14 protein-coding genes are annotated in these 18,718 nt (G+C 62.6%); 10 read left to right on the plus strand and 4 right to left on the minus strand.

Annotated elements, in window-relative coordinates:
* Positions 1–42 precede the first annotated feature (42 nt).
* Positions 43–1,992 (minus strand): penicillin-binding transpeptidase domain-containing protein, encoded by a 1,950-nt coding sequence (locus AAGW05_RS14870; protein ID WP_411805334.1) that lies wholly within the window; start codon positions 1,990–1,992, stop codon positions 43–45.
* A gap of 109 nt (positions 1,993–2,101) precedes the next feature.
* On the opposite strand from AAGW05_RS14870, the gene AAGW05_RS14875 reads away from it, so the two are divergent.
* On the plus strand, positions 2,102–5,608 hold the full coding sequence (locus AAGW05_RS14875) for an SNF2-related protein (RefSeq protein WP_411805335.1): 3,507 nt from the start codon (positions 2,102–2,104) through the stop codon (positions 5,606–5,608).
* A 15-nt stretch (positions 5,609–5,623) separates the two neighbouring features.
* Here the strand turns inward: AAGW05_RS14875 and AAGW05_RS14880 are convergent, their stop codons facing one another.
* Positions 5,624–7,210, minus strand: a complete 1,587-nt coding sequence (locus AAGW05_RS14880; protein WP_411805336.1) for an ABC-F family ATP-binding cassette domain-containing protein — start codon at positions 7,208–7,210, stop codon at positions 5,624–5,626.
* Between the two features lie 134 nt (positions 7,211–7,344).
* Here AAGW05_RS14880 and AAGW05_RS14885 point away from each other — a divergent pair, with 134 nt between their 5' ends.
* The 3 genes from AAGW05_RS14885 to AAGW05_RS14895 all read left to right on the plus strand — a co-directional run bounded on the left by AAGW05_RS14885 (position 7,345) and on the right by AAGW05_RS14895 (position 10,512).
* A complete protein-coding gene (locus AAGW05_RS14885) occupies positions 7,345–8,091 on the plus strand; it encodes a dienelactone hydrolase family protein (protein ID WP_411805337.1) in 747 nt (248 codons plus the stop codon).
* Positions 8,092–8,196: 105 nt separating this feature from the next.
* Complete coding sequence (locus AAGW05_RS14890) at positions 8,197–9,183, plus strand: diaminopimelate dehydrogenase (RefSeq protein WP_411805338.1); 987 nt, start codon at positions 8,197–8,199, stop codon at positions 9,181–9,183.
* Between the two features lie 1,110 nt (positions 9,184–10,293).
* Entirely contained in the window at positions 10,294–10,512 is a 219-nt protein-coding gene (locus AAGW05_RS14895) for a hypothetical protein (RefSeq protein WP_411805339.1), read from the plus strand.
* Between the two features lie 248 nt (positions 10,513–10,760).
* On the opposite strand, the gene AAGW05_RS14900 is transcribed toward AAGW05_RS14895, so the two are convergent.
* Both AAGW05_RS14900 and AAGW05_RS14905 read right to left on the minus strand, forming a co-directional pair.
* Entirely contained in the window at positions 10,761–11,138 is a 378-nt protein-coding gene (locus tag AAGW05_RS14900) for a VOC family protein (protein WP_411805340.1), read from the minus strand.
* A gap of 152 nt (positions 11,139–11,290) precedes the next feature.
* Positions 11,291–12,772 carry an amino acid permease gene (locus tag AAGW05_RS14905; RefSeq protein WP_411805398.1) on the minus strand — a complete coding sequence of 494 codons (1,482 nt, stop codon included), beginning with the start codon at positions 12,770–12,772 and terminating at the stop codon, positions 11,291–11,293.
* An 825-nt stretch (positions 12,773–13,597) separates the two neighbouring features.
* Here AAGW05_RS14905 and AAGW05_RS14910 point away from each other — a divergent pair.
* From AAGW05_RS14910 to AAGW05_RS14935, 6 genes are all read left to right on the plus strand, one after another.
* Positions 13,598–13,813 (plus strand): Flp family type IVb pilin, encoded by a 216-nt coding sequence (locus AAGW05_RS14910; protein WP_411805341.1) that lies wholly within the window; start codon positions 13,598–13,600, stop codon positions 13,811–13,813.
* A 93-nt stretch (positions 13,814–13,906) separates the two neighbouring features.
* Positions 13,907–14,320, plus strand: coding sequence for a TadE/TadG family type IV pilus assembly protein (locus tag AAGW05_RS14915; RefSeq protein WP_411805342.1), 414 nt, complete (start codon positions 13,907–13,909; stop codon positions 14,318–14,320).
* A 50-nt stretch (positions 14,321–14,370) separates the two neighbouring features.
* Positions 14,371–15,354: a pilus assembly protein TadG-related protein gene (locus AAGW05_RS14920; protein WP_411805343.1), complete on the plus strand. Its 984-nt coding sequence runs from the start codon at positions 14,371–14,373 to the stop codon at positions 15,352–15,354.
* Positions 15,355–15,368: 14 nt separating this feature from the next.
* Complete coding sequence (locus AAGW05_RS14925) at positions 15,369–16,112, plus strand: Flp pilus assembly protein CpaB (protein ID WP_411805344.1); 744 nt, start codon at positions 15,369–15,371, stop codon at positions 16,110–16,112.
* On the plus strand, positions 16,109–17,308 hold the full coding sequence (locus AAGW05_RS14930) for a CpaE family protein (RefSeq protein WP_411805345.1): 1,200 nt from the start codon (positions 16,109–16,111) through the stop codon (positions 17,306–17,308). The genes AAGW05_RS14925 and AAGW05_RS14930 overlap by 4 nt, the downstream gene beginning before the upstream one ends.
* A complete protein-coding gene (locus AAGW05_RS14935) occupies positions 17,305–18,717 on the plus strand; it encodes a CpaF family protein (protein ID WP_411805346.1) in 1,413 nt (470 codons plus the stop codon). Before AAGW05_RS14930 ends, AAGW05_RS14935 begins: the two co-directional genes overlap by 4 nt.
* The last annotated feature ends 1 nt before the right edge of the window (position 18,718 follow it).

Here is an 18,718-nt window from a genome sequence, read left to right on the forward strand (position 1 = left end):
CCGCCAACCGCCGTCGTAGTTTTTCGGTGCTGAAACCTGGAGTTACTTCCCTGCGGCAGCCGCCAGGGCAGCCTTCGCCAGCGGGCCACCCGTGACGGCACCCAGGTCGCCGTCCTCAACAAAGACGGCCACGGCGATGTCGCCCTGAGCGGCAATGACCCAGGAGTGGGTGCGCGGCGGGATGTCATTGCCGTACTCGGCGGTGCCGGTCTTGCCGATCGCCGGGGCGCCGGGCAGGTCGGCCAGGATGGTCAGGTAGCCATCGGTGACCGACTCACGCATCATGGTGCGCAGATCCCCGGCTTCCTTGGCGGTCAGGGCCGGGCCCTGCGCGGGGGTGGCCTTGCCGTCATGCCCCTCGACAAGCACCGGGGGCACTAGCGAACCCTTGACCACGGCCGACATCAGCGAGGCGAGCGCCAGAGGAGAGACAAGCACCTTGCCCTGGCCGATCATCGACGCCGCGTGCTCGGTGCCGGTGGAGTCGCGGGGCAGGGATCCAGTGAAGGCATCGAGCCCGAGGTCATTGGTCAGGCCAATGCCCAGGGCGCCTGCGGCGTCTGCCAGCTTGCCCTGAGACAGCTTGGTGAACTGCGAGACAAAAGCCGTGTTGCAGGAGTGCGCGATGGCGGTGCCCAGCGGGATCTCACCCGTCGCCTCCACGGCGTAGCCAGGGGCGTTGTAGAACTTCTTGCCGTCGGCGGTGAATTCAGGGGTGCAGCTGACGGTGGAATCGGGGGTCATGCCATTGCGCAGCAGGCCCAGCGAGGTGGCGATCTTGAATGTCGATCCAGGCGCGTATTGGCCCAGGAATGCGGTGTTGTAACCGTTGCTGTCGGGGCCGTTGGCTGCGGCAAGGATGGCGCCGGTCGACGGCTTCATGATGACGATCGAGCTGGGCGTCTTCACACCGGCAAGGGCATCCTCGGCGGCGCTTTGAAGCGTGGTGACAAGCGTGGTCTTCACGTCCTTGCCGTTCACTGGATCCACGTTGAACAGCACGCGCGGCGGTGTGGTGGCGGCGGGATCCGTCGTGGAGGGCGCGGCGCTGGCTGTCGCTCCCTCGGTTGTTGCGGGGGCAGGCGCCGTGGCAACAATTCTCAGACCCGCAGTGCCCGCCAATTCGGGGTCGAAGGCTGCCTGCAGGCCGCCGGCGCCAACCGTCTGGCCTGCCACAACAGTGCCCTTGGACTTTTCAATGTCCTCCGCCGAGGCCTCATGGACGGTGCCGAGAATGGCCTGGGCGAAGGTGCGCGAAGGCGCCAGCGCCAGGGTGCCCGCGGTTGCAAGGAAGCCCTTGATGCCCTCGAGCCTGCCCATGTCCAGTGCGGCGAAGGCGTCGTCCCGAAGAGTGATGGCGTCGACAAACGCAACGGGGCCGTAGGCCTTGACCTTGGCCACGTAGGCGGCTTCGTCGATGCCGAGCACGCCAGCGAGCGCCTTCGCCGAGGCCTCTGCCCGGGCGTCGTCAAGGCCTTCCTTGTTGATGCCGGCCGTGTGCACGGGGCGGTCCTTCACGATGGCCATGCCGTCGGAGGCGAGGATACCTGCCCGCTGCCCGAAGGTGGTGGTCAGCTTGAGCCGCTCACCGGGTTTCAGGCTCGGCTCAAGCATTTCAGGGGTCCAGGTGATGGTCCAACCGTCGCCATTGCGTTTCATGTCCGCGCCTGTCTTGTACGTCCACGGCTTCGGAAGACCCGGCAGCTTCCAGGAGTAGTCGAGCGAGACCCTGGCGGTGTCGTCCTTGGCAATTTCGATGCCCTTCACCGTCACGGCGGGCCAGAGCGGGTCGATGCCCTTGGCCAGTTCGTCAAGGTCCTTCTGGATTGTTGCCGCCGGCTGGTCGAAAGTCACACCGGCGACAGTGTGCGTGGACAGTGCCTTGGCGAGCGCCGCGGCGGTTGTCACCCCGGCGTCCTTGGTCGGCGTGCAGGCTGTGCCCGTGAGGGTGAGCGCAAGGACCGCGAGCAATGTTGTGACGCGACGGATCATGGACTTCCTGACGTAGGTGTTTTCCCCAGCCTACCCATGCGGAGGCTGTCGACCCGGACATTGCGGGGTTTGACGAGGTCGCAGTGTCAACTCCATTTAAGATGGAGCCATGGATCCTGCAACTCCCCCGTTTGTTGAAACCGCCGAGCTGCGCGAAGTTCTTGGCAACACCTCCCTCGAACGCGGGCGGGCCTACGCCGCGCAGGGGAAGTCCGTGAACCTTGCCTGGGATTCCGAGACCCACGTCCTGGCGGCGACTGTGACAGGCAGCCGCGGCTTCGTCTATGCAACCCGGGTCAGGTTCAATCCGACCCCCTCCGGTTTGCGGCTGGTGGGCGGGCGGTGCACGTGCCCCGTCAGGGTGAACTGCAAGCATGTTGCGGCGGCGGCGCTGGCGGCCAACGCCCATTTCCACGCAGGAGCCAAGGATGGCGGGTACGGCATGCACGGTTCGCCGCTGCCGTGGGAGCACCAGATCACCACGGCCCTTTCCGCCGGTCAGGCTGACGACGGCTTTCAGTACGCCAGCTCCGCCTTCGAGCCCTTGGCGCTCCAATGTGAGCTGAGCCAGGAGAAGCCCACCCAGTACGCCATGAGGTTTCGTGGCGCCCGGGCCAACGAGGCGCCCATTCGGCTCGGAGTGCGCCCGGCTACCCTCAACGACAAGGGGAACTGGGTCAGCGGCGGGGTCTCCTGGGACCAGCTAAGGTACCGCTATCCGGGGCAGCATCTGAACCCTGCACAAAGGGACTGGATGAATGTCTTCCACAGCCTGTACGCGGCCACTGCCGGCACGTCCCTTTCCTCCCGGTGGATCTTCCTTGAGGACTTCGGTTCACCCCTGCTGTGGAATCTGTTGGAGCAGGCAGCGGGTCTGGGGATCGGGCTCGTCGCCGCGCGCAAGGCCTTCACCGTGACATTGCATGCCCCTGTGTCCTTGACCCTTGACGTGCGTGCCACGCCCGACGCCGGACTCCACCTTGTCCCGCAGGTCACCGACACGCAGGTCGCCGACACGCAGGTCGCCGACACGAAGGTCGCCGAAACCCACACCACCGGCGCCGCCGGCCATGGGTCCTCCCTGGCCGACCCGGCCAGAATGGGGGTGCTGGGCGATCCTGGCCACGGCCTGTTCTGGTGGGACGCGCCCGCTGGAAACAGCGCTGGCCTGGCCACCCGCAACCTGCACCTGGCACCCACGTCCGCGCCGGTGGATCCCGCCCTGGCGGCATGGGTCAATGCCCGCACGCCGGTGGACATCCCCGAACCTGCTCGCAACCATTTTCTCGAAACGTACTACCCGCAGCTGCGCCAGCGGATGCCATTGGCCTCGAGCGACAACTCCGCGATCCTCCCGGAGATCCTCGACCCGGTACTGGTCCTGACCGCCACCCACCTGGCGCCCGTGCCAACGGCCGGTTCGCCGGCCCGGGGCAGGAAGTCCGCGCCGGGCACCGCAGCCGCGCCGGCACCGGGCCCCGGCCTGGAGCTGCTGTGGCATTGGGAGTACCAGGTGAACGGCTCAGCCGTGCGCCGCCCGCTCGTCGACGGCGGCGACAAGTACCGGGACACGGCTTTCGAAAATGGGTTGCTCGCCGCGGTGGCGGCAGTGCTTGAACCGTTCCCGGCTGCCGTGCTCGAACCCTTCCCGCACACCATCAGCCTTTTCCCCGGCAGCAACGAACCCGTGCGGCTGCGCGGCATCGACGCCGCCATGTTCACGACAGTGGCGCTTCCCCTGCTGGCCGCCGTGGACGGGGTGCGGGTTGAGAATGACGGCACCGCGCCTGACTACACGGAACTGACGGGAACCCCGCACATCGGTGTCAGCACCCAGGGCACGGACGACGGCGACTGGTTTGACCTTGGCGTCGGCATCACCCTCGACGGCACTGACATCCCCTTTGCCGAACTGTTCCTTGCCCTGGCCGCCGAGCAGGAGCACCTGATGCTTCCCAACGGCCACTATTTCCTCCTTGACCAGCCCGAATTCCATCAGCTGCGGCGCCTCATCGAGGAGGCCAGGGCGTTGCAGGAGCCCGGCGGTCCGCTGCGGATCAGCCGTTACCAAGCGGGGCTGTGGGCTGAGCTGGAGGAGCTGTCGGCCACGGCCGAGCAGGCGAGCGCCTGGCGGACATCAGTCACGGGGCTGCTCACCCTCGGCGCCGTCCCCTCGGTTCCTGTCCCGAAAACACTGCAGGCATCCCTTCGTCCCTACCAGCAAGAGGGCTTCGACTGGCTCGTGTTCCTGCAGGAAAACGGCCTGGGCGGGGTGCTCGCTGACGACATGGGATTGGGCAAGACCTTGCAAACCCTCGCCCTGATCAGCCATGCAAAGGCCAGAGCGGAGGAGGCAGCGGCATCAACGACGGCGGCACTTCCGTTCCTCGTCGTCGCACCCACCTCCGTGGTCCCCAACTGGGCGGCCGAGGCCCGGCGCTTCGCGCCGGATCTGCGGGTCAGCACCGTCTCGGACACCCTGCGCAAAAGCGGAGGCGACGTGACAAGCCTGACTGAGGGGTCCGACGTCGTGGTTCTCTCCTACACGCTGTTCCGTCTGGACAATGCGGCCTATGCGGGGAGGAAGTGGGCCGGGCTCATCCTCGACGAGGCGCAATTCGTGAAGAATCCGGCCACCAAGGCCAGTCAAATGGCACGCGTGTTCCCTGCGGCATTCAAGCTGGCCATCACCGGAACCCCGATGGAGAACAACCTGATGGAGCTGTGGTCGCTGTTTGCCATTGCCGCACCTGGGCTGTTTCCCTCCGCCGCCCACTTCGCCGACTACTACCGCAAACCCGTTGAGAAGGACGGGGATGCACAGCGTCTGGCACAGCTGCGCCGCCGGATCAGGCCGCTGATCATGCGCCGCACCAAGGACGCCGTGGCCAAGGACCTGCCGGCCAAGCAGGAGCAGGTCCTTGAGTTGGAGCTGGCGCCGCGGCACAGGACCATTTACCAGCGGCACCTGCAGCGCGAACGCCAGAAGGTGCTGGGCCTGATCGATGACATGGACAAGAACCGTTTTGTCATTTTCAAGTCGCTCACCACGCTGCGCATGTTGAGCCTTGACGCGTCGCTGGTGGATGCCAAGTACGCCGGCATCCCTTCAAGCAAGCTCGACGCCCTGCTTGAGCAGTTGGAGGACGTGGTGGCCGAGGGGCACAGGGCGTTGATCTTCAGCCAGTTCACATCGTTCCTTGGCAAGGCCGCCGAACGGCTCGACGCCGAGGGCATCGAGTATGTGTACCTTGATGGCAAGACCCGAAAGCGCGGCGAAGTTATCGACAGGTTCAAGTCGGGTACGGCCCCGGTGTTCCTGATCAGCCTGAAGTCCGGCGGCTTCGGTCTGAACCTGACGGAGGCCGACTACTGCTTCCTGCTGGATCCGTGGTGGAACCCGTCAACTGAAAACCAGGCGATCGACAGGACCCACAGGATCGGGCAGACCCGGAACGTCATGGTCTACAGGCTGGTCGCCAAGGACACCATCGAGGAGAAGGTCATGGCGCTGAAGGAGAAGAAGGCGAAGCTGTTCACAGCAGTCCTTGACGACGACGCCATGTTCTCCAATGCCCTCACGGCCGACGACGTCAGGGGCCTGTTCGAGGAGTAGCGGCCTGGTCGGGCCCTACCCTCCGCGGACCGTGATGACGCCGGGGTGGTCGGTGCTGAATTCAAGGCGGCGGTTGGCGATCTTGTCGGTGAAGAACCTGTCGTGGCTGACGACCAGGACGGCGCCGGGGAAATGCAGCAGCGCCCGTTCCATGACCTGGGTGCTTGACATGTCAAGGTGGTTGGTGGGCTCATCGAGCACCAGCACGGAGGCTCCCGACAGCAGACACTGGGCCATGGCGACACGGGCGCGCTGGCCACCGGAGAGGTTGCCGATGCGCTGCTTCAAGTCGGCCTCGGAGAACTGGAACATGGCAAGAAAGCGGTTCACCGACTTCTTCGTTGCTGTCAGGGCCAGGCTGTCGGGCATCGCGTTGACGGCGTGGGTGACGGTGTCCTCCGGGTCGAGGTCCTCGAGCACCTGGTTGTAGGAGACGAGCCCGCCGCCCTTGGCCCAGGTGACGTAACCGGAATCGGCAGGCTCCTCCCCCGTCAGTGCCCGCAGCAGCGTCGACTTGCCCGAACCGTTGGAGCCGAGCACTACGATCCTGTTGCCGCGCCGGATCTCGAAGCTGAGGTCGCTGAACAGGGTTCGCTCGCCGTAGGACTTTGTCAGCGACTCGACCCGGCACAGCACGTCCTTGACGTGCAGGCCGCCGTAAATCTCGGTGATGATCTTGTCCACGGGGCGCGGTGCACGGGACTTCTTGATTTTTGACAGCTTGGAGTCAAGGCCCTTGGTGGCGGCTTTTGCAGCTTCGCGGCGGTCGGAGATGCCCTCGGCCTCGAAGGCGAGCAGCTCGGATTCGTGCATGAACTGGCTTTCCAGGGTCTTGAGCCTGAACTGCTTCGCCACGACGTACTCGCTGAAGCTGCCGGGGTATTCGTGCAGGTGGAAGTTCTCCACCTCGATGATGCGCGTGACAACGGAGTCGAGGAACTTCCGATCGTGCGAGACGATGATGGCCGCACCCCGGAAGTTCTTGAACCAAGCCTCGAGCCACTCGACACCTGCCACGTCGAGGTAGTTGGTGGGCTCATCCAGGAGCAGGACGTCGGGGGCCTCGAGCAGGATCTTGGCCAGGGCGGCACGGTTGCGCCAACCGCCTGAGAGGTCGTCGATGGCGCACACCCGGTGCGCCTCGTTGAAGCCGAGCGTGGTCAGGACCTTGTCGATGTTGCGCTGGTAGTCCCAGCCGTCAAGTCTGTCCATGTCGGCAAACAGCTCCGACTGGCGGTGGATCAGCCTGTCCATCTCTGCTTCATTCTGGTCGACGGCGAGCGCGGCATCGATGCCTGCAAGCTCAGCCTCGACGTCCTTGACGTGGGCAAAGACCTCCTCGAGCACCTCGAGTATGGTGGAGGCACCGTTGAGCTCTGAGAACTGGGAGAAGTAGCCGATCTTGGTGCCCAGTTCAATGCTGACGGTGCCGGTGTCCGGTTCCACCTGGTCCATGACGAGCTTGAGCAGGGTGGACTTTCCCGAGCCGTTGCGCCCGATCAGGCCAACCCTGTCGCCGGCTTCGAGCTTGAAGAATGCCTCGCGGAGCACCTGGACCTTCTCGAAGCGCACGCTGACGTCATTTAGCCGGATCAAGCTCATGGGTGGGGTCCTTTAGTATTGCGAAATTGGCGGGGCACAGAACACACCCGGACCCCATTTTACCGCCCGGGCACAGCCGGATCAGTTATCAAATACTTCTGGGAAATGCAGCTCATTCGTGCCAGTGTTTGACCATGGGAACAATGATTGATTTTGCGGCGGCGGGACAGGAATTTCAAGCGTACAGTGTGGAGCCGTCCGGGCCTGCCCGGGGTGCCGTGCTGGTGATTCACGAGATTTGGGGATTGGTTCCGCACATCCGGGACGTTGCCGACAGGTTTGCTGCGGCCGGCTACCTCGCGGTTGCCCCCGATCTCATGGGTCTGGCAGGGCTGGATGCGGTGCTGCTGGCGGAGCTCGGCGCCCGGCGCAACGATCCGGCGATGCGGGCCGAAGTCCAGCCGAAGATCCGGGCTGCCATGGCACCCATGAACTCACCTGAAAGGGCGGCGGACGTCAAGGCAGGGGTTGCCGCGGTTTTTGACTACCTAGAAGCCACACCGGAGGGAAAGGACCGGACGGCAGCCGTCGGCTTCTGCTTCGGCGGCAGCTACGTCTTTGCCTTGGCGATGCAGGAGCCACGGCTGGCGGCGGCAGTGCCCTTCTATGGCCATGCTGCGCATGCGGGGAACGAGCTCTTCGGCATTGCCTGCCCAGTACTGGCTTTCTACGGCGAGGAGGATTCCAAGCTGATGATTGACCTCCCGGATCTCACCGCCGCCATGGCCGTGGCGGGAGTTGACTTCCGCCCCACCGTATTCCCCGGGGCCGGGCATGCGTTCTTCAACGACAGCAACGCCTCCATGTATCGCCCGGAAGCGGCGCGGATTGCTTGGGAGAAGACCCTGGGGTTCCTGGGGCAGCAGCTCGCACCGCAGTAGTCCCGGTTCCGCTGTGCGTCGGCAGTGCGGCAGGCGGTACCGTTGGCGGTAGTTAAAATGCGGCCGCCGTGAAGTGGGGGCCCGAGGATATGGATGGATGAATAAATGAGCGCTCCGATTCGCATTGGAATTGCCGGCTACGGAAACCTGGGACGCGGCGTTGAGGCTGCCGTTGCCAAGAACGCGGACATGGAGCTGGTGGGCATTTACACCCGCCGCAACCCGGCGGACCTTGTGCCGTTGAGCACCGGTGTCCCCGTCTTCTCCATGGATGCCCTGGGCGGGGACGGGGAGAACGTTGATGTGCTGATCTTGTGCGGCGGCTCGAAGTCGGACCTGCCGGAGCAGGGGCCGGAACTGGCTGCCCTGTTCAACACGGTCGACAGCTTCGACACGCACGCGCGGATCCCCGAGTACTTTGCGGCCGTGGATGCACCGGCGTTGGCGAACTCCAAGACGGCACTGGTCTCCGCCGGCTGGGACCCGGGCATGTTCTCCATCAACCGCGTGTACGGCGAGGCGCTGCTGCCGGACGGCGAAAGCTACACCTTCTGGGGCCGCGGCCTGAGCCAGGGACACTCGGATGCAATTCGCCGCGTGGCCGGCGTTGCCGGTGGTGTGCAGTACACGCTGCCGTCAGAGGCCGCCATTGAAGAGGTCCGCAGCGGTTCACGGCCGGTTTTGACGACGCGTCAAAAGCACACCCGGGAGTGCTTTGTGGTGCTGGAGGACGGCGCTTCCGAGGACGCCGTGCGCGCCGAGATTGTGGGCATGGAGCACTACTTTGACCAGTACGACACCACTGTGAACTTCATTTCAGCCGAGGAATTGGCCCGGGACCACGCAGCCATGCCGCACGGGGGTTTTGTGATTCGCAGCGGCAACACCACCGACGGGAACGCCCAGGTCATCGAGTACTCACTGGCGCTGGAGAGTAACCCGGAGTTCACCTCCAGCGTCCTCGTTGCCTACGCCCGTGCAGTGCACCGCATGAACGCGTCCGGCCAATTCGGCGCAAAGACCGTGTTCGACGTCGCCCCCGGCCTGCTGTCCCCCAAGTCGGCTGCGGAACTGCGTGCGGAGCTTCTCTAACCCTCCTTTGGGTGGGGTTAAGGGTGTAGCTCCATTCGCCGTGGACGTCGCGGCCAGTTGCGGGCAGGGCTTTCATATCTGTGTCGCTGATGCTGATGCCGGCGGGCCTCCAACGCGGGATTCCACTTCTGCTCAGGTGGTGCGGACCAGATCCCGGAACAGGGACACGCCCGTGTCCACCTGGCTCGCAGTCTTCATGAAGGCCGTAGCACCAGCCCACAGAACCTTGTTGCCGGTCTGCTGCGCGTGAGCAAACACCAGCCAGGTCCGCCCTTTGGCAACACCGAACTCCTCTAGGTATAGACACGATTAGTTCACCGTCATCCGGGTCCGCACAGCGGACTGGTTCTGTGTGCCCAAGAACGCTGGACAGCCAGGGAGCCGTCCTATCAGCCGCCCGAGCCTATTCAGTATCCATGTGGAAAGATCCTGTGATGTACCGGTGGGTGCGATGGCTTGACAGCACCGATGCGACATCCCGCGCAGGCAGGGAACGGGCCGCGTTCCTGCCGCGTCCGCGGTTGGACCAAGCCACCTTCGGAGTAGCCGTGCGGGCGCTAGCCCGGTGGTCATATATGTCCAACTCGGTGAAATAGTTGCATATTAGATGCACATTTTCATTATTACATGCGAGACTAATGATTGTGTGAATGATTCGCTGGGGAGCGTGAACACTCTTAGGGGTAGGTGCTGGCGGAGGGGTTTTCGTCCAGTGCCTGGCAATTGAAGTCTTGCTTTTTGGGACGTTATCTAGGGGGTATCCTCATGACCTTCTCGCCAACGGCGAGTCTTCCTGGCACAATCGACCGGGCCGAGGCACCGGATCCAATCTGCACTCAGGGTGGGATCTCCATTGCCTTAAGCATCGACGTTGCCCCTGGTGCGGCCGCGGGCTTTGACATTCCACCCGGAACCCTCGTTTTGCCTGCGCTGCTTCCGAGGCCACGAAGCCCCCGTCCATCCGGTACCCAAGCTGCTCAACGCCGGCGCCACCACGGCCCTTCTGCGTCGAGGTCGATATGAACCGTCGTGACAGAACCCCGGGCTGGCTAATTCACGGCATACAGTCCCCGAATAACTAAACAACCATGAGTCAACGAGGAGATAAAAATGACTGGGCGGATTGAACTGCATCAGGAAATCAATGGGCTCTACCACATACGAATGGTCGATGATCTTAAAAACACACTCGCAGTATCTGCTGATTTCGAATCCCGAAAAGCAGCTCAGGACTGCGTATTTGCCCTGCGGGAAATCGCCGGAACTGCCCACGTCAGTGACTGCACCACACGCACATCCGACGTTGATCAATCCGAGTCCGTGACTTGAAATCTGCGACAGTTCTACACCACCAGCCCGATGGGCATCGGCGACGTCGAGCACCCCGGGCTTGTTGTTAGCGAGCCTTTCACTGTCTCGCCTTGGTCATGATCGTCTTTCCCTAGGATTCCCACGGCGTTGCAACGATCGCTAGAACTCGCAGGACAGGATCGAGATTTTCCGTCACTGGCCATGACCGCCGCCGGGAAGACCCGGAAGGCGGTAGTGGCGGTCCCAAAAAATGACCCCGACCGGCCTCAGGCCTGCTCGCGGCCCGGGATGTATTGCAGCGCCCACTTGTTTCCGTCGGGGTCGGCGAAGGTCACAAAGTGGCCCCATGCCTGGACGTCAATGTCGCTGACGTCCACGCCATTGGTCTTGAGCTGCGCGTGGGCGGCTTGGATGTCACTGACCACTATTTGCATGTTGGGGGCCGTTCCGGCCGGGGCATCGGTGAGGCCCTCACCAATGCAGATGGAGCACGCCGAACCAGGCGGGGTCAGCTGCACAAAGCGGATGCCGGGACCGGGCCGCTCGTCAAAGTCGGCAGTGAAGCCCACCTTGTTCACATAGAAATCCTTGGCGCGGTCCACATCGGACACGGGGACGAACACGAGTTCAAGTTTCCAGTCCATGCCCAAACGATACGCCTGCGCAGGCAGTGACAACAGCTGGATGGAAGCAACACCCGCCACACAAACGTCCCCCGGTGCTCGACGAGGACGGCTGCAAAATTGGCGGCTCCCCGGATTGTTCGGTAAGCATGCCGGGGTGGTTTGCTCTGCTTCTAGTGGTGCCCTCCAGCGCCGGCACCACTGGAGGCGTCCGCCTCGATATCCTCCGGCCCGCTCAGGTCCATGTCCGTCAGTGAGACAACCTTTGTTTTAGTGACGATGCGGTGGACCACCCACAGGCCAACAAAGATGGGGATGCCGATGTAGGAGGACAGTACTTCTGCTCCGCGTCCGGCAAGGACGGCCTCATAGTTCTGCCCGGCAATGACCACGATCAAAACGGCGAAGGCCAGCAACGGACCCACAGGGAAGAACGCAGCCCTGTACGGCAGGTCGCTGACCTTGTTTCCTTGGGCCAGGAACCCCCTCCTGAATCGGTAGTGCGAGAGCGCGATTCCGGCCCAGACAATGAATCCGCAGAGCCCCGAAACGTTGAGCAGCCATGAGTAGGCCGCTCCCTGGCCAACGATGGCGCTCAGGAAGCCAAAGAGGCCCACTGCCGCCGTGGCCAACAACGCGGCCAGGGGCACGCCGCGCGAGTTGGTGCGGCCGAAGATCTTCGGTGCCTTGCCATCGTGGGCCATGGCGTAAAGCATGCGTGTTGAGGCATAGAGGCCGGAGTTTCCCGCGGAGAGGATGGCGGTCAGGATGACCGCATTCATCAGGGCGGCCGCGAAGGCAATGCCCGCTCGTTCAAAGACCAACGTGAACGGGGATGCCGCAATGTCAGCCTCGCCGGAGGCCAAAAGGCTCGGATCCGTGAACGGAATCAGGCAACCGATGACGAAGATGGCACCAATGTAGAAAATCATGATGCGCCAGAAGACCGAACGGATCGCGCGGGGAACCTCGCGCCGCGGGTTTTTGGCCTCCCCTGCCGCAACTCCCACCAACTCGGTGCCCTGGAAGGAGAACCCGGCAATCATGAACACGGAAATGATGGACACCCAGCCGCCGTGGAACACGTCCTCACGGTTTTGCCAATTGCTCAGCCCCGGGGAGTCGTGGCCAAGGATGCCAAAAATCATCAGCACACCCGCCACCAGGAACAGTATTACCGCCACGACCTTGATCAGCGACAGCCAGAATTCACTCTCCCCGAAGGCCTTGGCAGAGAGCGCGTTCACTGCGGTGAGGAGGACAAGGAACACTCCTGCCCAGATCCAGCCGGGCACACCCGGGAACCAAAAGTCCATGATGATTCCCGCGGCGACCAGTTCGGCAGCCACCGTGATGGCCCAGTTGAACCAGTAGTTCCAGCCGATCGCGAAACCGAACGACGGCGACACGAAGCGGGTTGCGTACGTCTGGAAAGAGCCCGCAACGGGGATCTTCGCAGACATCTCCCCGAGCGACTGCATCAGCAGGAAGACCATCAGGCCCACCAACGTGTAGGCAACCAGCGCACCGCCTGGACCGGCTTGTGAGATGGTGCCGCCGGAGGCCACGAAGAGGCCTGTGCCGATGGCCCCACCAATCGCGATCATCTGCAGGTGGCGGCTACTCAGCCCACGCTTAAGTTCGTTCTCTGCCATGCCCAAGGCGGCGCCGCTACGCTTGCCCTTGGAAGTGCCTGGCCCTGTCGAGGGTTCGTTCTTCTCAACTACCGAAGTTTCACTCACGGGTTGCTTGTCACCCCCACCGGCAGCCTGGAAGTAGGCGCACCGCTGTGCGGGATGGTGAATACATTCGTATGAGGCAGAGATGACTGTCTGGGCAATCCTGCTTTGTGGCGCTCCAAGGAGCAGTACTTCTGATGCATTGATAACTTCCCGGCTGGTGGTCCTTCTGGATCAAGACCATGCCAAATTCGTGGATCCGGGTCTACTGGACCCTTCGCGCCCCGCGGAGGTTCGTGGTGAGAGCTCCAACGTTGACGCGCCGACTCCAACTATTATGACGGGCACCCGTCTCAAAGCAGGAATCGGGGCGGCTTCAGGCAGCACCCCAATGCAATCCATTGCGACGCACACACGCCATGTGTTGCTGTTCCCAGACACGTTTTCCTCTCTTCCGGCACTGTGAGAGGGCCACCCTGTTGGATGTGATAACAAACAGGTCACGGGAAAACCAAGTAGTGCCCGGCGCCGGCCATGACGCGCCCTTGCATAGGCGAATTTTCTTTTTCGGCAGCGTATAACTGCCGTGTTTATGCGGATTTCAACGACACATTCGAGTGCTCTGAAACTAGAGTGCTCACCACTCTAGAAGCCCCTACCCCACATGGCATTTAGTTGTAGTCAGCCGGGGGGAACATCAACCGGGTACACCGTCGAAGTCCAAGGCCACACCTTCACAATGCCGTGACGCTCAGCCAGGGACATCGGCACATCAGTCACCTAAATGAAAGCAGGAACCTAATGTTGAAGTTCTACGTAACCATGCAGACCCTGTTCATCGCCGGCGTCGACCGTGTCCAGACCGCAAAGGACAGCGAGCGCGGGGCAACCGCGGTTGAGTACGGCATCATGGTCGCCCTGATCGCCGCAGTCATCATCACAGTCGTTGCAACGCTCGGCAAGAAGATCCTGGCCGCGTTCAACACGCTCTCCGCCGCACTGCCGGGTCTGACGTAAGGCGCCAAGCAGGCCACCACGTTGGGGCGGCTTCAGTTTCGGCTGGAGCCGCCTCCGGCTTTTGCAAAAATACTCAATCTGGGGAGGTTGTCCATGCAGCATGAGAAGTCCGAGCGCGGCGCCGCTGCCGTGGAGTTTGCCTTCATCCTGCCGGTGCTGCTGCTTCTGGTCATCGGCATCATGGAATTCGGTTTCCTCTTCAACCAGCAAATATCCGCCAGCAATGCCGCCCGCGAGGGAGCCCGCTACGCTGCCGTTCATTATGCAGATTCCGGGTTTTCCGCAGCCCGCGTCCAAACAGCAGCCACGGACGCCGCACCAACATTGAACATGGTCACCCCAATAGGTATCACCTACAGTGCCGGCGCGGCCTGCGCCACGGGCACCACCGTGACGGTGAAAATCGAGGCCGTCCAGAATTCGGCAACAAGGGGTTGGCTGCTCGGCTTCCTCCCGTTCGATGCGCCACAGATCGGCGGAGTGGGTGTCATGCAATGCGGCGGATAATCCATCCTTCAAACAGCCGGGGCCCGGACAACGAGCGTGGAGCCACCGCCGTGGTCACAGCCCTGCTCATGGTGGTGCTGCTCGGATTCGCCGCCATCTCCGTCGATGTGGGCATCATGTATTCAGAACGTGCCCAGTTGCAAAACGGCGCCGATTCGGCCGCCCTGGGCATCGCCTACTACTGCGCGAAGTCAACCACCTCCCCTGGCTGCACCAGCCCCACCATTGTCGCTGGCAAGCTTGCCAGTGCAAATGCCAACGACGGCAAGGCCAGCACCGATGCAGTGACAGTGGACATGGTCAACAGGACCGTCAAGGTCAACGTGTCAAGCATGAATGCAGCGAACCAGAACCAGGTCCAGCTGGCGTTTGCCAACATCTTTGGCATGAGGGACGCAACGATCGCGGCTACCGCAACGGCGTCATGGCCGGCTCCGGACGCCATGACAACAATTCCTTGGACATTCGGCGAGTGCTCGTTCCGAGCGATGCTTACCGCAACGCAACAATCACAATTTGCGGCGAATCAGCCATTTACCGTCGATACAACGAATCTCTACCTGCGTTCAGACAACACGGCCAGCTATGACGGATGCAACGGCGACGGATATGCCAACGGCGGGTTCGGGTGGCTTAAACCAAATTCGAGGTGTCAAGTAACAAGCACACCACCGGACCCCTCCAACCTGTTGCCTGGGGTGCCCGAAAATTCTTCCAACGAGGTCTTTGGCGCCCAAGGATGCTCCGCGCTGCCGGATAGCCTGCTGAACAAGGTAATGCTCATCCCGCTTTTCACGCAAACTACGGCGAATGGCGCCAATGCCAAGTACACGATTTCAGGATTTGGCGCATTTTATGTAACGGGCTGGCAATTCAATCCGCCAAACCTCAACCCGGCCGGCACCGTTCCGGCGTGCCCGAGCGAAAACAGCTGCCGCGGGTTCTATGGATACTTTACCGGTTATGTCTCCATCAATGACTACATCGCCATGCAGCCGGGTACCGGCGGCACGGGCGTAAGACTCATCAATTAGATTAGGGGTTTCAAGTGAAAACACGCCTTCTGGGGGGCGCTGTGGCACTGGTTTTAGCGATCATGGGTGCTCTCCTCCTGTCAACGTACGTCAAGGGCGCAGACTCGCGTGCCCAGGCGGGCATGAATCCGGCCAAGGTGTTGGTGGTCCAACAGCCCGTTGCCGCCGGCACCACGATTGAGCAACTGAAGTCGCTGGTGAAGGAGGTGTCCCTGCCAAAATCGGCAGTCGTCGACGGAGCCGTGACGGACCTTGAAACCCTTGACGGAAAAGTGGTCTCCGTGGCCCTCGTTCCGGGGGAACAATTGCTCTCCAGCCGTTTGGCGGCCCCGCAAAGCCTCCAAGACCCCAATCAGGTCGCTGTACCCAAGGGACTTGAGGAATTGACTTTGAAGCTGGCACCCGAGCGGGTTCTGGGCGGGAAGCTGAAAGCTGGCGACACCGTGGGCGTCTTCATCTCGTACAACGCAGGGGTGGCCCCGCGTACGGGAGAGGTTCCTGCCACCAAACTGCAGTTCCACAAGGTTCTGGTGACCAGGATCGGAAGCGATACGGCTGATTCCTCCGCCGGGGCTACCGCTCCGGCTCAACCCCCCAGCCCAACCGGCACAACCTTTGTCACGCTGGCCCAATCAGGCGCTGATGCAGTCGCTACGGTCCACGCCATTGAATTCGGCACCATCTACCTCTCCAAGGAGAACGCCGACGCAAGCACGGCCGATGTTCCCGCACTTCATAAGGACGGTGTGTTCAAGTGAGCCGTTTCATCCTCATCACATCCGATGCCGCCTTTGACCAACGGCTCCGGGCGGCAGTCACCGGCGGTCTGCACGGCGGCGTCCAAACCTTGCCGGAATCTGCCATCAATGCCGCACCCCAGGAGATCATCCGCCAAGAACACCTGGAACCGGTGGAAGTCATCATCCTCGGTCCCGGTGTCGCCTCCGGGGAAGCCCTGAAATTGGCAACGCTGCTGGATCTGCAATTTCCGGAAGTGAGCATCATCCTCGCCGCAGAGACCACCCCCGATTTGGTGCTTGCGGCCATGCGCTCCGGCGTTCGCGACATCGCCAGCCCGGGGGCGGATTCGGCGGCCCTGCGCATCCTGCTGGAACGGGCATGCCTTTCCGCCGCAGGGCGGCGCCGCGGGCTGTCGTTGGCCACCAATACCGAACAGGAAACAGGCCGTGTCATTGCCGTCATGTCGCCCAAGGGCGGGGTGGGCAAAACCACTGTTGCAACGAATCTGGCCATGGGACTGGGCAAGCTGGCGCCCATGGGAGTGGTGATTGTGGACCTTGACGTCCAGTTCGGCGACGTTGCCTCGGCCCTCTCACTTGACCCGGAACATACGCTTGTCGATGCCGTGACAGGGGCGGCAGCACAAGACGCCATGGTTCTCAAGGCGTTCCTGACGGTCCATTCCGGCGGAATCTATGCGCTGTGCGCCCCCACCACCCCGAACGAGGCCGACCTCGTCACGGCGGAACATGTGGGCCATCTGATCGCCCAACTCTCCACTGAGTTCAAGTACGTTGTGATCGACACGGCCCCGGGTCTGGGTGAGCTTGCCCTGGCAACTCTGGAGCAGGCCACGGACGCCGTATGGGTGGTGGGCATGGACATTCCAAGTATCAAGGGACTTCGCACCGGGTTGGGCGTCCTTGACGAGCTCGGCCTGCTGCCACAGGGCCGCCATCTGGTACTTAACTTCGCCAACCGCCACGCCGGCCTAAACATCCAAGACATCGAGGCCACCCTGCGGATCCCCGTGGACGTGACTATCCCGCTGTCAACGGCCATGCCCTTTGCCACAAACAAGGGGGTCCCCCTCCTGCAAGAAGGCGCCAGCAACGCGGCCACAAAGAACCTGCGCAAATTGGTGGACCGGTTCGAACAGGCCAAGGGTCCCCAACAGAACAAGAAGCTCCATCGACGGGTCGTGGTGTCATGAACCTTACCGAACGCCTCAATGCAGCCCGGGGGGTTCCACCGAGCTTCGAAACAACACCGGCAGGCATTGGTGTCAAAAACGCCACGCCGTCCCAGGAGGCTGTCCCCCTCAGCGGGGCAGGAACGGCCTTGGCCGGCCTTAAACAGCGTGCCGGCGATGCCCTGTTTGAGCGCATGGGCGCGCGCCTGACTGATCCGAACATGTCCGAGGAACTTCTCCGGAAGGCGGCCCGGGATGAGCTGAGCGTCGTCATTGATGAGGAACAAGTTCCCCTCACCCCCGACGAACGCCGGAGGCTGATCCGCGAAATTGGCGACGACGTGCTGGGCTACGGACCATTGCAAAAATTCCTTGACGATGACAGCGTCACTGAAATCATGGTCAACCGGGCCGACCAGATCTACATCGAGAGGGGCGGCCAGCTTGCCCTCACCGACTCATCCTTTGCCACGGAGGCGCACCTGCGCAGGGTCATCGAGCGGATAGTTTCCAAGATCGGGCGACGCATCGATGAGTCCTCACCCATGGTGGATGCCCGGCTGGAGGATGGATCCCGCGTCAATGCCATCATCCCCCCGCTGGCAGTGAGCGGCCCGTCGCTGACGATCCGCAAGTTCAGCAAGGTTCCACTGACAGTTCAAAACCTGATCGATTACGGCACCCTGACCCCTGACATGGCCCAGCTTTTGAGCGCCTGCGTGCGGGCCAGGATGAACATCCTGGTCAGCGGCGGAACCGGTACTGGAAAGACCACGTTGCTGAATGTCCTTTCCAGCTTCCTGCCCGAGGAGGACAGGATAGTCACCATAGAGGACGCCGTCGAGTTGCAGCTCCAGCAGCTGCATGTGGTGCGCCTGGAAAGCCGTCCGCCGAACATCGAGGGCCGGGGCGAGGTCAGCATCCGTGACCTCCTGCGGAACACCCTGCGCATGCGCCCGGACAGGATCGTTGTGGGCGAGGTTCGCGGCGGGGAGGCCCTGGACATGCTCCAGGCAATGAACACCGGCCACGATGGCTCCCTCTCCACAGTCCATGCCAACTCGCCACGGGACGCCATTGCACGTTTGGAGACGCTCGTGCTCATGGCAGGCATGGACCTGCCGCTGAGGGCTGTGCGGGAGCAGATTGCGTCGGCGGTCAACTTGATTGTCCACCTCACCCGCCTCCGGGACGGGACACGGCGGTTGACGCACATCACCGAGGTGCAAGGCATGGAAGGGGAGGTCGTGACACTTCAGGACGCCTTCACGTTTGACTACTCGGCCGGTGTGGACCAGTCCGGACGCTTCCTGGGAAAGCCGGTTCCCACGGGGGTTCGCCCACGCTTTGTTGACCATTTCGCCGAGGTTGGCATCACCATCCCGGCCAGCATCTTTGGCACGCAACCCACCAACGCGGGGAGGCGGTAGC

Source organism: Arthrobacter sp. LAPM80 (assembly GCF_046736435.1).
Lineage (GTDB): Bacteria > Actinomycetota > Actinomycetes > Actinomycetales > Micrococcaceae > Specibacter.